Here is an 11,903-nt window from a genome sequence, read left to right as displayed (position 1 = left end):
TTCCGTAGAAGTACAGGATGGAACCTGGAACTTTGTATCGTATGATGAAGCCGAGAAAACAGTGAACCGCGACAATGTGGAATTTGTGGGAACCTGGACCTATACGCCAAAGACGTATAAAGCAAGTTATCGTTTTGAATCCGGAACCGATTCCATGGAACTGCCGGAAGAAGTCAAAGCACTGCTTCCAAGCGATGACAACGCATATGAAAACGAAGCCAAAGTAACGTCCAAGGCGCCAAGCCAGACTTCCGTAGAAGTACAGGATGGAACCTGGAACTTTGTATCGTATGATGAAGCCGAGAAAACAGTGAACCGCGACAATGTGGAATTTGTGGGAACCTGGACCTATACGCCAAAAGAATATCATGTGGTTTATCATTTTGGTTCGGGTAGTGATGACTATGATCTTCCACAAGAAGTTATGGATTTATTACCGGTAGATACACAGGGATATTCTAATCACGAAGTAGTATCGACTATTTTACCAGCTCAACAAAAGGTTACTGTTGAAAATGGAGAATGGGTCTTCAAGGGTTACGATGCTGATACAAAGACCGTTCAAAATGCTAATGTATCTTTTATTGGTACATGGGTGTTTGAAGCGAATAGATATCCGGTTTCCTATCGATTTGTGTCTTTGACTTCAGGATTAGATTTACCGGAAGAAGTGAATATCCTTCTGCCTTTCGATGAGAAAGATTATGAAGATCAGACGACTGTGCATGTAAAAGATTTACTGCAAGGACAGGTAAAAGTTGCGAATGGTACCTGGCTATTTGAAGGGTTTGATGCACAGGAAAAGGTAGTGAATCATGCTGGTGTGGAATTTGTTGGAACATGGAAATTTGTTGCAGAGAACGAAGAGAATCTAGTGTATTACCACGGTCACTATCAGTTTGTTTCAACGGATAGCCAGTATAACCTGCCGGATGTGATTTTATCTATGTTACCAAATGACCGCTCTGATTACCGAGATGGAGAAACTGTTCACGCTATCTTGCCGATGGGGCAGAAAGTTGTACTTGCCAATGGAACTTGGACTTTCTTGGGTTATGATGCTAGCGAAAAAGTCGTTCATGGACAGGATGTAACATTTGTAGGACGCTGGGAATATACACCGGCACCGACCGAGAAAACTCCTGGTAAAGAAAAAGGGCAGCCAACAAACAAAACATCTGCATCAACAAAAACAAAGCGTGTTAACACAGCTGTAGGAAGTATGATGTCATTATGGACTGCATTTGGCAGCCTCTCTGCCATGTTGGCTGTACTTTTGAAACGCAAGAAGAAATAACATCCTTGTCATTTTATCAATTATAATCGTATTTAAATACCCTCCCATCTGATTCTGTTAGTTAGGGAGGGTATATTGTTTTAGGGGCATTCTCTTTTGAGAAGCTGCATTTTACTGTACGGTGACTTTGTGAAATATAGAAAAGATAAAAAGTCTGTTAACGTTAAGCGATAATGTCACCTAATGTGATTTATTTCACATTAGGTGATTTTAATTTAGTTCTCTTTTCTAAGTTGATCTAATATTATTTGCAGATCTTTTTGATTATCTGCCATTTTAGACATTTTTCTTTTTCGGCTATGGATCATCTTTATAGGACTTTTTTTACCGTATCGAAGTACATATGCCTCCTGACTGAATACATTGATACGAATCTGTATCTTAGTACCATTGATGATGTGCTTGGGTTTATTTTGTTGATCCATTACGTGATAGTAGACTCCATTTAGACTGAACATATCGTTTTGTATCGTTCGTTCATATCGCAGCGTGAATATGTCGCTGATATCTGCACCGTCTAGAGGGATAAAGGCATCATTGGGATCTGTAGGAACAAACGCGAATTTCTTACTGATATAGGAAATATAAAAAGAATTAAACCATTCGTTCAATTCATCATAAGTTTGAATCTTGAATCGCCTGATGTCATTCGGCAATCTTCTTTGTACAGTTCCGTTATAGCGTTCTACACGGCCTTTTGCCTGGGAAGTGTTGGCGTAGATCATCTCAATGCCAAGATCCTCCATCATCATGCCAAATTGTGTAAGAGAATCTTCCTTATGCGATAAAAATATGGAATGTTTGTCGGAATACAGAGCCATGGGTATTCCGTATTTTAATAGAATGATTCTCAATAGTTGACAATATCCAAGCTGTCTTTCTGTGGGCATAAAGATACCTGCCAACACCTCAGATGTCGCATCATCGACGGCGAGATGGAGTGTCCATTGTTCACCGTTGCCAAACCAATCATATGGCGTACCGTCAATTTGAATCAACATTCCTCTTTGTGGCGAAGGGATACGTAATGGATGAATTGCACGAAAATCCCGGCGTAAGGGCCTTCGATTTTCAGGGGATTTCCAGCCCTGCTGAATAAAAAGATTTCGAAACCAGCTGGGGCTACGCTCTACCAGATGATGTTCTAAAACAAGATGGGCCATATTCGGATTTTGGATAAAATCTTCCATATAGATATCACGAAACTGTGCTATGGTAATAGCAGGGTAATCTTTTTAAGGCGGATCAAGAAATCGATTTCAGATGGATCAGCTTTATTGACAGGTTCTTTTCCGGTATTAGCGTGTTTGGAAAGAATCTGAAGATTCCCGTTATCGGACAGTTGATTGTAGAGTCGGATCAACTGTCTTTTTGAATAACCGGTACGTTTAGAAATACATTCATAGGTGAGAGTAGAATCTGCTTGTTTCTGCTTTAACAACTCTAAAGCGGATAGTTTGTCTTTTTTCATATAACTTCCTTTATTACAAGATAAAGAAGATTATATCTGCTCGGTTTATGATAGGTGACATTTTCGCTTAACGAAGGGTGACATTTTCCCTTAATGGCGACAGAAAAGATAAAAAGTCTTGACATCTGCATTGTGTTAGTTTAAACTAACTATAGAGTTAGTGATAACTAACAGGAGGTACGTTTTTATGAAATATGTATATGCTTCCCGGACAGGGAATGTACAAAGCATTGTATCAGAGTTGGGTTTAGATGCTTTATGTATTCAATCGGGTGATGAAGTGATGGAAGAGCCATTTATCTTATTTACGTATACCGATGGATATGGCGATATTCCTATGGAAGTTGAGTCTTTTTTGATGGCCAATGGGCAAAATCTGAAAGGTGTTATTGTTTCTGGGGACACGAGTTATGGAGAGGCATATTGTCAAGCAGGTGATAAAATTGCGGATGAATATGGCGTGGAATGTCTGTACAAAGTAGAAAATGCCGGTGAAGCAGCGGATATCGAAGCTATGCAAGCGATTTTATCCAATGTGTAAAACAGAACAGTATCAATTTGAAGAATTGTTAGCCTATCATTGTGCACCTACGCTCAAGGGGTACAAAATAGCGAATATGTTTCATGTGTCTAGAACATTGTTTCCTTGTGCTGAGGAGATAATTCTAGAATATAACGAAAAGTTTAGACAAAAAGGTTTGACTTTTCGTATCTTGCAGGCAGAACGACCGCGCATCACATTTTATTTATACTCGATCGACAGTTTTATAAAAATCCTGAAACAAGAAAAAATCCGAGTGTTTTTAGAACGTCTTGGGTATCCTACACACTCACCCACTGCCTGCCTGGATTTTTTGGAAAAAAGAATGGAAGAAGCGACGTATCCGCATGAAATCGGTATCTTTTTGGGATATCCGTTAGAAGACGTGCTAGGTTTTATTCAGAATAAACCATGTTGTTGTATGGGAGCCTGGAAGGTCTATGATCAAAATAGTGTTACCCGTTGCAAGGAATTATTTTCACTCTTTGAATATGTTCGTAATCAATTTATTCGAGGTGTAGAAAATGGATGTCGCATTGAACAATTGATGGAAACACAGGCTTAGCTGCTTTGATTCAATCGTTTGGCTTGACTTTCATAGAAAGTTAGAGTAATCTAACGTCATCAGTTAGAGGTTTATAACTGATAACTGCCGCGTTTCGAGATGACTCTCGAAAAGACTATAAAAAGACTGCTATTCATTCTGATTCTAGATATAAACTCATTCGACTCTTTTATAGAATAAGTAGTCTATGGTCAAATGGTGTTTTTCGGGATATTTTCCAGATATCTTGAAAGGATACAACGGCAAACAGTCGTTGTAAAGAAGTCTGAAATTAAGAATTTATTAGCACTCTTGATCGTATCTTTCTATGCAGCGCGCATAGGAGCTCTGATTTAAGAATTTCCTCAATATACCTATACCTTACCTTATTTAATTTCTAAGTACGATCAAGGATAGAAAAGCCCTCAGGGGCTTTTTGTGCGAAAGGAGAATATAGAAATGCAGGAATTGGGACAATCGTTAGAAGACTACTTGGAAGCTATTTTGATTTTAGAAAAGCAGTTGGATACTGTGCATAATATTGATATTGCGAGTTATCTGGGTTTCTCAAAATCCAGCGTTTCTCACGCATTAAAGATCTTACAGGCAGACAAGCTGATTCAGATCCATCCGGATAAATCAGTTAAGCTGACAAGGGAAGGACAAAAAACGGCCCAACATACGTACCAGCGGCATGAATTCTTTACCAAAATGCTTCAACAGATCGGAGTGAATAAGTTTACGGCTGAAGAAGATGCCTGTCGCTTGGAGCATGTCATCAGCGATGAGACGTTTCAGGCAATCAAGAAGTATTATGAGCTTCATGAATAATTGAAGAAAGGATATGTGTTTTGACATGTATTCTTTTTTTATGCACAATTCGCATAATTTTTCAAGTTAAATGCTTCTAATTAGACTTGACTTATTTCTGTGGTAAGTGTAAACTAACTTTGTGGTTAGATAATGCTAATTAGAAAGCGTTAACTTAGGAGGGATGCTATGCCATTAACATTTGCACAAATGAGCAAAGAATATGTCATTGTGAAAATTACAGGGCAGGATAAAATTCGAACCCATTTGCGAAACCTGGGAATCATGGAGAATGAAACAGTCTCTGTCGTTCAAAGCATTCGTGGTAACTTAATCGTGGAGATCAAAGGTGTTCGAATCGCATTGGATAAGTCTCTGGCCAATCGAATCATGGTATAGAATTCAGGAAAGGATGAGAGAATGAAGACACTCAAAGATTGCAAACCTTCAGAAACGGTTTTTGTTAAAAAGATCACAGGTACAGGTGCCGTGAAACGTCGCATTATGGATATGGGAATTACCAAAGGGGTAGAGATCCATATACGCAAGGTAGCGCCATTAGGCGATCCGATCGAATTGAATATTCGGGGCTATGAATTATCGGTACGTAAACAAGATGCACAGATGATCGAGGTAGAATAGGAAGGGTTTTGTATGGAAATAAAAATTGCTTTAGCAGGAAATCCGAACAGTGGAAAAACAACGTTATTTAATAATTTGACGGGTTCCAGACAACGGGTAGGAAACTGGCCTGGTGTCACGGTAGAAAAAAAAGAAGGAACATTAAAAGGACATAACGAGGTTACGATCCAGGATTTACCGGGTATCTATTCTCTTTCACCGTATTCGTTAGAAGAGGTCGTATCACGAAATTATCTGGTGAAGGAAAAACCGGATGCCATTTTGAATATCGTTGACGGTACGAATATCGAGCGTAACTTATATTTGACGACACAATTGTTGGAATTGGGTATTCCGATGGTTGTGGCTGTTAATATGATGGATCTGGTAGAACGAAACGGGGATAAGATCGACATTTCCAAGCTTTCACAGGAGCTGGATTGTCCGGTTATTGAAATCAGTGCCTTAAAAGGAAAGGGAACTAAAGAGGCAGCCTTAAAGGCTGTAGAGGTTGCCAAAAGTCATCGTGTCGCAAAGATTTCGCAATCTTATACGAAAGATATTGAAACGGTCTTAAAGAAAATTGAGGATGTCATCGAAAATCAGGTGAATCGTACCATGCTTCGCTGGTATGCGGTCAAGGTCTTTGAGCGTGATGAAAGAATCGATGAGTTTATTCAGCTTGATACGGCACAAAAAAGTCAGATTGAACCATGGATCCAATCTGTAGAAGAAAAGATGGATGATGATTCTGAAAGTATTATTACTTCACAGCGCTATGACTTTATTACGAAAATTGTTTCCCATGCGGTAAAAAAGAAAGGCTCTAAACATGAATTATCGATTTCAGATAAGATCGATAGAATCGTGACAAACCGTATTTTGGCCTTACCGATTTTTGTTCTCATTATGTATTGTGTCTATACGATTGCGATGGGAGGTACTTCTATTTCGATTGGTACCATGGGTACAGAGTGGGCCAATGATGTGCTGTTTGGCGAAATCGTTCCGAATTTCTTTGAGGGCATTTTGACAAGTCTGCATGTCAATGATGTGCTGTATGGCTTGATTATGGATGGAATTGTAGGAGGTGTGGGTGCCGTATTAGGTTTTGTACCACAGATACTTGTCTTGTTCTTCTTGTTGTCGATCATGGAAGATGTAGGCTATATGTCTCGTGTTGCGTTTATTATGGATCGTATCTTCCGTCGTTTTGGATTATCCGGAAAAAGCTTTATTCCGATGCTTGTCGCAACCGGATGTGGGGTTCCGGGTATCATGGCCAGTCGTACGATCGAACAAGATCGTGATCGTAAGATGACGATCATGACAACAGGATTTATCCCCTGCGGCGCTAAAATGCCGATCATCGGTTTATTTGCCGGTGCCGTCTTTGGCGGAAGCTCTCTTGTCGCAACCAGTGCTTTTGTGATTGGAATCGCAGCTGTTGTCATCAGCGGAATCATGCTTAAAAAGTTTAAGGCTTTTGCCGGTGAACCCGCTCCGTTTGTCATGGAGCTGCCGGCATATCATTTGCCAAGTGTCGGCAATGTGCTTCGTGCTACCTGGGAAAGAGGATGGAGCTTTATCAAACGTGCCGGAACGATTATCTTGTTGAGTTCTATCGTTCTTTGGTTCCTGCAGGGATTTGGCTTTACCGATGGTCAGTTTGGAATGGTTGACGATAATAACACCAGTCTTCTGGCTAGTCTGGGAAGTGCGATTGCATGGATCTTTGCTCCTCTTGGCTGGGTTGGCGATATGGCCTGGAAAGCAACAGTGGCCACATTTACCGGCTTGATTGCCAAAGAAGAAGTGGTCAACACATTTGGTGTACTGTATAACTTCTCTGAGGTTTCTGAGGAAGGAAATGAGATTTGGACATTGATTGCCCGTGATTTTACACCGATTGCCGCTTACAGCTTTATGATCTTTAACTTACTTTGTGCTCCTTGTTTTGCAGCTATGGGAGCCATTCGTCGAGAAATGAACAATAAGACCTGGACCGTGGCCTCCATTGGTTATATGTGCGTGTTTGCTTATGTTTCTTCTTTGATTGTATATCAGCTGGGCGGATTGTTGCTTGGAGAAGTCAGTTTTGGTTTCTGGACGATCATTGCCCTTGCATTATTGATCTTAATCTTATATCTTTTATTTAGACCAGGCTATAAGCCTAAATCAGAAGCTTTGAACATTAACCAAATTCAAGCTGTAAAATAGATTGGAAGGAGGAAACGATATGGGAAATCTGATTGTCATCGGCATACTTTCTATTATCGTTTTTCTGGTCGTACGCTCGATGTGGGAGCAACGAAAGAACCCTAAACAGTGTACTGGGGACTGCTCATCATGTGGCTCGACAGGCTGCCATCATGACTGGGAAGCCATTCGTAAAGAAATTAAACTAAAGGAGCAGATGAAGTGATCTGCTCTTATTTTTTAAGGAGATTCACATGGTAAAAACAATTCTAAAGATAGAAGGTATGATGTGTGGTATGTGCGAAAGCCATATCAACGCGGCCATCCGTAAGCATTTTGATGTAAAAAAGGTAAAGTCTTCGCATAAAAAAGGACAAACTGTGATCGTATCGTATGAAAAGATCGATACGAGAGCTTTGAAAAAAGTAATCGATGAAACGGGATATACCTTAAAAAGTGTGGAACAAAGCGAAGATGAATGATCTGCTGTGGATTCCGGAATCTGATTTGACGAAACTTACTAAAAAAGTGTAATATAGATATGATTTATGATTCGGAGTGATGAACATGGCAGATCAAAACAAGAAAGAAAAAAGTGCATTGGAACAGCTGAAAGCACTGCAGGAAAACGAGACGATTTCTTCTTTGCAGATCAAGGAACCGGATTTAAAGGGATTTGATGCCTCCAGTGTGTTTGAAATTGATACAACGCAAAAGGAAGAACCGAAGCACAAGATCTTTGGGAAACGTTCACAAAGACATGCCCAGGTGAAAGTAAAAGCTTCTGTGTTTGATAATGAAGATGTGGAAGTCCAAGATATTTTTGTGGCAGAAGGTTTGAAGCCACAGCCATTAAAACGTTCACAGAAAAAACAGGAGCCGCAGGAAGTTAAGCCGGAAGAGCCAAAACCAATCGTAGAAGAAGTAAAGGTGGAACCGATCCCTGTTGAAGACGAAGTGTTGGAACAGGAAGAAGAGCTGGTTAGCGAAGAAGCACAGGTTGATGAAGAACAGCCGGAAGAAGTGGCTGAAGTCGTAGAAGAAGAGGTCGAGGAACCAAAAGAAGTGGAAATGGAAGAGGAATCCGAAGTAGATGACTCGGAAATTGAAACATCTTTGGAAGATGAAAATCAATACGATGAAGATGATCTGTATGTGGAGAAAAAGAGATTTCTTCTCTCTCACTATGATAAAGAGGAAGCATATCTGGAAGAACAGTCAAAAGAAGGCTTCCACTATGTACGTAATGTAGGAAAGAAATATTTCTTTGTCAAAGAAGAGCCTAGAGACTATTACTATTCTATCTGTTATTTTGTAGTAGAACCTTCGGCTCATGAATGGCGTAAATGGGAAGCGGATGGATGGAAGCTGGTTTCTCGTGTGCCGGCTAAAAAGAAAAAAGATGCCGGATGGTTTGTTTTTAGAAATGAACTTCAGGGCGATGATCTGAAAAAAGAAATTCCAAATGAAGCCGAAAAGTTCAAATTCTTTAAAAAACATGCCAATTCTTGTCGTTCTACCATGTTTTTATTCTTCATCTGTATGGCGATTTGTGCCTGTGCGGCCTATCTGCAGTATTTGTTTAATGGATTTATTGCGGTCATTGCGGCCTGTGCCGTCTTATTCTTGATTTCCTTTATCTTCTTTTGTATGTATGGAAGAATGCTTGCATCTTCTAAGAAAAAGGTTCGTTTGTTGAAGGCAAGACTTCGTGTTCGCGAAAGAGAAGAAACATTCAAAAATGAAGGACTGATTCCAGATGATCAGACCGAAGATGATCTGGATTCACAATGGGAAGATTTAGATGAGGAAGGCGATGAAGTAGAAGAAGAGGATTCCTTTGAAATCGAAGAGGAAGAACCGGAAAAGAAACGGCGATTCGGCAAACGAAAAAATAAATAACATAAAAAAGGGAATGAAGCTACACCGCATCATTTCCTTTTTTCATGCGTTTCTGAATATAAGAGATTCTTTTATACATGCCAGGATGATCATACTCTATTAACTCAATCAATGGATGAGGGTTGATATCAATCAGTTCATCCGAAGAGATCTTTTTAAAGGTTTGAATCAAGGCTTGTCCATAGCCGTGATCAACGGCATTAAAATCAGCTTCCTGTTCTTCCTTACAGGAGACATAGTTTCTAAACAAGTTCCATAGAAACAAGAAGGGCTTACAAAATGTAAGAAAGATACTGAGTGTCAAATAGTAGTTGGTATAAGATAAATGAAACTCTGTATTGATCATTCCATTAAAGGTCAGTACGACTGGTGCATGGCTGATCAACCATACCAGTCCCAGAAACAATGCGATCCCAAAAGCGTATTGTGTGTAATTCCACAAATTTTTTTTATGTTTCAAATGCCCTATTTCGTGCAATAAAACGGCATAGAGTTCATCTTGTGAATTTTCTTCCAGAAAGTTATCCGCAATACCAAATTCTCGATAGCCTAAAAACTTTAACAAAAAGGCGTTTTTAGAGTTGGATTTTTTAGATTCATCATAAACTTTGATATGATGTACTTTCTTTCTGGATTCTTTTAAAAAGGTAAGAATCTGTTGGCGCAGGCTACCATCTTCCAATTCGGTAAATTTATATTGAAGGCGCATGGCTGCCAAACTGAATAGGCTCAATAAAGTCATGATGATAAAACCGGCTGCGACAATCAAAAGACCAATCAAAAAAGCTTGTGCAAAGGAGATGGAAAAGTGATGTGTCCAATCTTCTAAATGAGTGGCAACCCATATCAAAAAGGCAAAAAAGATCGACAACATCAAAAATTCAGTAATCTTTTCAATACAGACATCTTTAAAGAAGTCTTTTTTTGTCTGATGATTTAACCCATACTTTTCCTCAATGGTGAAGGTGCTGTAATAAGAAACAGGAAGATCGCTCACACACTCGATCGCAATGAATACAAGGACAGTCTTCAAAAGGCAGATATAGGGATTTGCATCCTGCAGCCAGGTATAAAATGGGGAAAGAATACAAAAAAGCTGCAGACAAAGAGTAAATACTTGCTCAAAGATAAAAATCTTACGATAGTCTTTCTTATAGGCTAAAAAAGTTTGATAACGTTTTTCTGGATAAATATCTTTGATCGTATCTGGCAGCGGCTTTTTTCTTTGATGAAGGATCAGGGCATAGGTCAACATTTCATAGAAGAAATTACCAAATGAAAAAATGATCAACAGTAGCTTTATCAAAATCATACTCTCCTTTTTTTACAGATAAGAAAAAGAGTGGACATCAGTCCAGCTCCAGTTCTTTCATGGTTTGTTCTAATGCTTCTCCTGCCAAAAGACAAGTTTTTAAACAACGCGATTCTTTGTCATGGTGGATCGGCTTAATGTCTTTACAGTCCATTCCACCCAGCTTTTCTTTGAAGTTTCGTACGCATTTTTGAATCTGTGGGCGAAATGTGTCGATTTCTTCATGCGCTTTTGACTGAATCACTTTTTTAGATACGGCTGCCACACTGCCGATGAGTGCCCCACAGGTAGAGCCGACAAACATACCGCCGCCAAAACCGGATAAGACTTTCATAGAGTCCTCGTCCAGCTTTAGATCGTAATACTCATTGGCGGCATGGATCAAGGTTTCTGAACAGTTGTAGTTTCCTTGTACGTAATACTTTTGAATTGTTTCTTGTAATGTCATTTTAATCACCGAATTTATTTTGACACAATTCCTTCAAAATCGCAATTATGCTAAAATGGAATCGACCTGGAGGAAAATATGACTGTATTAGATAAAAGTGTACCCTTTATCCGAGTATTGATGGTACTTCCTAAAAAGACGATTCGAAAAGAAGTGAAGCTGCATGAAGATTATCATTATGTACCTTATGACAAAAGCTTGAACGAGGACTGGTGCAAGGTGCAGTATGAAGCAGGCTTGTTTGATTCTATTTCAGAAGCCCGACAAAAGCTGGCATCTATGTTAGAAGAGGATGCTGATTTCTTTGCACAGAATTTTTTGTTTGTAGCCGATAAAACAGGAGAGATCGTCGCATCGGCTGGTCTTTGGTTTGGTCATGATTTTGAGGTTTCACGCTTACGCATCCATTTTGTGGCCGTTAAAGAAAAGGCGCAGCATAAAAAGATTGCCCAAAGCATGCTGACAAGGCTTTGTATGAAATACGATGAAACGCCAGGCAAATATCCCTTGTATCTGGTTACACAATCGCAAAGCTATGGAGCTATTGCCTTATATGCCCGATTAGGCTTTACTCCATATTTAGGGGCAACCGATCATGAGGATGCCGATCATACACAAGAGGCCTGGGAGAAGGTTACACGGATACTTCGAGAGAAGGCGATTCGACATTGAATCGCTTTTTTAGCAGATCAGTCTTGACAGTGCTAAAGCTGTATTGTACACTATATTAGCAGGTTAAATAGAAGAGTGCTAAAAGG

Annotated in this window: 15 protein-coding genes; 11 read left to right on the top strand and 4 right to left on the bottom strand. The window is 39.6% G+C overall.

Annotation, left to right across the window (positions count from 1 at the left end; genetic code table 11):
• On the top strand, nt 1-1,297 hold a 1,297-nt coding region (locus ACTQX6_RS05835; protein ID WP_441657340.1), incomplete at its 5' end, for an SHIRT domain-containing protein.
• Between the two features lie 215 nt (nt 1,298-1,512).
• Here the strand turns inward: ACTQX6_RS05835 and ACTQX6_RS05830 are convergent.
• Together ACTQX6_RS05830 and ACTQX6_RS05825 are read right to left on the bottom strand one after the other, a co-directional pair.
• On the bottom strand, nt 1,513-2,487 hold the full coding sequence (locus ACTQX6_RS05830; RefSeq protein ID WP_272000553.1) for a hypothetical protein: 975 nt from the start codon (nt 2,485-2,487) through the stop codon (nt 1,513-1,515).
• A gap of 20 nt (nt 2,488-2,507) precedes the next feature.
• Nucleotides 2,508-2,768, bottom strand: coding sequence for a hypothetical protein (locus ACTQX6_RS05825; protein WP_272000552.1), 261 nt, complete (start codon nt 2,766-2,768; stop codon nt 2,508-2,510).
• A gap of 187 nt (nt 2,769-2,955) precedes the next feature.
• On the opposite strand from ACTQX6_RS05825, the gene nrdI reads away from it, so the two are divergent.
• The 9 genes from nrdI (at nt 2,956) to ACTQX6_RS05780 (ending at nt 9,385) form a co-directional block, all read left to right on the top strand.
• Nucleotides 2,956-3,309 carry a class Ib ribonucleoside-diphosphate reductase assembly flavoprotein NrdI gene (nrdI, locus tag ACTQX6_RS05820; RefSeq protein ID WP_117445152.1) on the top strand — a complete coding sequence of 118 codons (354 nt, stop codon included), beginning with the start codon at nt 2,956-2,958 and terminating at the stop codon, nt 3,307-3,309.
• Nucleotides 3,302-3,874 (top strand): DUF3793 family protein, encoded by a 573-nt coding sequence (locus ACTQX6_RS05815; protein WP_168965184.1) that lies wholly within the window; start codon nt 3,302-3,304, stop codon nt 3,872-3,874. Before nrdI ends, ACTQX6_RS05815 begins: the two co-directional genes overlap by 8 nt.
• A gap of 438 nt (nt 3,875-4,312) precedes the next feature.
• Nucleotides 4,313-4,684 (top strand): metal-dependent transcriptional regulator, encoded by a 372-nt coding sequence (locus ACTQX6_RS05810; RefSeq protein WP_117445154.1) that lies wholly within the window; start codon nt 4,313-4,315, stop codon nt 4,682-4,684.
• Nucleotides 4,685-4,852: 168 nt separating this feature from the next.
• Entirely contained in the window at nt 4,853-5,062 is a 210-nt protein-coding gene (locus ACTQX6_RS05805; RefSeq protein ID WP_022789268.1) for a FeoA family protein, read from the top strand.
• A gap of 21 nt (nt 5,063-5,083) precedes the next feature.
• Entirely contained in the window at nt 5,084-5,305 is a 222-nt protein-coding gene (locus ACTQX6_RS05800) for a FeoA family protein (RefSeq protein WP_022789269.1), read from the top strand.
• Nucleotides 5,306-5,317: 12 nt separating this feature from the next.
• Nucleotides 5,318-7,504 carry a ferrous iron transport protein B gene (gene feoB / locus ACTQX6_RS05795; RefSeq protein WP_117445156.1) on the top strand — a complete coding sequence of 729 codons (2,187 nt, stop codon included), beginning with the start codon at nt 5,318-5,320 and terminating at the stop codon, nt 7,502-7,504.
• Nucleotides 7,505-7,523: 19 nt separating this feature from the next.
• Entirely contained in the window at nt 7,524-7,709 is a 186-nt protein-coding gene (locus ACTQX6_RS05790) for a FeoB-associated Cys-rich membrane protein (RefSeq protein WP_022789271.1), read from the top strand.
• A gap of 28 nt (nt 7,710-7,737) precedes the next feature.
• Nucleotides 7,738-7,965 (top strand): heavy-metal-associated domain-containing protein, encoded by a 228-nt coding sequence (locus tag ACTQX6_RS05785; RefSeq protein ID WP_022789272.1) that lies wholly within the window; start codon nt 7,738-7,740, stop codon nt 7,963-7,965.
• A gap of 85 nt (nt 7,966-8,050) precedes the next feature.
• Nucleotides 8,051-9,385, top strand: a complete 1,335-nt coding sequence (locus ACTQX6_RS05780; RefSeq protein ID WP_294689151.1) for a DUF2812 domain-containing protein — start codon at nt 8,051-8,053, stop codon at nt 9,383-9,385.
• 19 nt (nt 9,386-9,404) lie between these two features.
• Here the strand turns inward: ACTQX6_RS05780 and ACTQX6_RS05775 are convergent, their stop codons facing one another.
• Nucleotides 9,405-10,691, bottom strand: coding sequence for a M48 family metalloprotease (locus tag ACTQX6_RS05775; protein ID WP_181965533.1), 1,287 nt, complete (start codon nt 10,689-10,691; stop codon nt 9,405-9,407).
• Between the two features lie 43 nt (nt 10,692-10,734).
• A complete protein-coding gene (locus ACTQX6_RS05770) occupies nt 10,735-11,145 on the bottom strand; it encodes a C-GCAxxG-C-C family (seleno)protein (RefSeq protein ID WP_168965179.1) in 411 nt (136 codons plus the stop codon).
• 78 nt (nt 11,146-11,223) lie between these two features.
• On the opposite strand from ACTQX6_RS05770, the gene ACTQX6_RS05765 reads away from it, so the two are divergent.
• The gene (locus ACTQX6_RS05765; RefSeq protein ID WP_294689154.1) at nt 11,224-11,817 is read left to right on the top strand and encodes a GNAT family N-acetyltransferase; all 594 of its coding nucleotides are present in this window, start codon (nt 11,224-11,226) and stop codon (nt 11,815-11,817) included.
• The last annotated feature ends 86 nt before the right edge of the window (nt 11,818-11,903 follow it).

It is taken from the genome of Faecalicoccus sp. LCP19S3_E2 (genome assembly GCF_052121255.1).
Classification (GTDB): domain Bacteria; phylum Bacillota_I; class Bacilli_A; order Erysipelotrichales; family Erysipelotrichaceae; genus Faecalicoccus.
The sequence above is the reverse complement of the archived record's forward strand: the minus strand, read 5'-3'. Positions and strand labels throughout refer to the sequence as shown.

What these genes read in the sequence shown, in the direction of transcription:
- ACTQX6_RS05830 (WP_272000553.1), bottom strand. Translation starts at nt 2,487, where the DNA reads ATGGAAGATTTTATCCAAAATCCGAATATGGCCCATCTTGTTTTAGAA.
- ACTQX6_RS05825 (WP_272000552.1), bottom strand. Translation starts at nt 2,768, where the DNA reads ATGAAAAAAGACAAACTATCCGCTTTAGAGTTGTTAAAGCAGAAACAA.
- nrdI (WP_117445152.1), top strand. Translation starts at nt 2,956, where the DNA reads ATGAAATATGTATATGCTTCCCGGACAGGGAATGTACAAAGCATTGTA.
- ACTQX6_RS05815 (WP_168965184.1), top strand. Translation starts at nt 3,302, where the DNA reads ATGTGTAAAACAGAACAGTATCAATTTGAAGAATTGTTAGCCTATCAT.
- ACTQX6_RS05810 (WP_117445154.1), top strand. Translation starts at nt 4,313, where the DNA reads ATGCAGGAATTGGGACAATCGTTAGAAGACTACTTGGAAGCTATTTTG.
- ACTQX6_RS05805 (WP_022789268.1), top strand. Translation starts at nt 4,853, where the DNA reads ATGCCATTAACATTTGCACAAATGAGCAAAGAATATGTCATTGTGAAA.
- ACTQX6_RS05800 (WP_022789269.1), top strand. Translation starts at nt 5,084, where the DNA reads ATGAAGACACTCAAAGATTGCAAACCTTCAGAAACGGTTTTTGTTAAA.
- feoB (WP_117445156.1), top strand. Translation starts at nt 5,318, where the DNA reads ATGGAAATAAAAATTGCTTTAGCAGGAAATCCGAACAGTGGAAAAACA.
- ACTQX6_RS05790 (WP_022789271.1), top strand. Translation starts at nt 7,524, where the DNA reads ATGGGAAATCTGATTGTCATCGGCATACTTTCTATTATCGTTTTTCTG.
- ACTQX6_RS05785 (WP_022789272.1), top strand. Translation starts at nt 7,738, where the DNA reads ATGGTAAAAACAATTCTAAAGATAGAAGGTATGATGTGTGGTATGTGC.
- ACTQX6_RS05780 (WP_294689151.1), top strand. Translation starts at nt 8,051, where the DNA reads ATGGCAGATCAAAACAAGAAAGAAAAAAGTGCATTGGAACAGCTGAAA.
- ACTQX6_RS05770 (WP_168965179.1), bottom strand. Translation starts at nt 11,145, where the DNA reads ATGACATTACAAGAAACAATTCAAAAGTATTACGTACAAGGAAACTAC.
- ACTQX6_RS05765 (WP_294689154.1), top strand. Translation starts at nt 11,224, where the DNA reads ATGACTGTATTAGATAAAAGTGTACCCTTTATCCGAGTATTGATGGTA.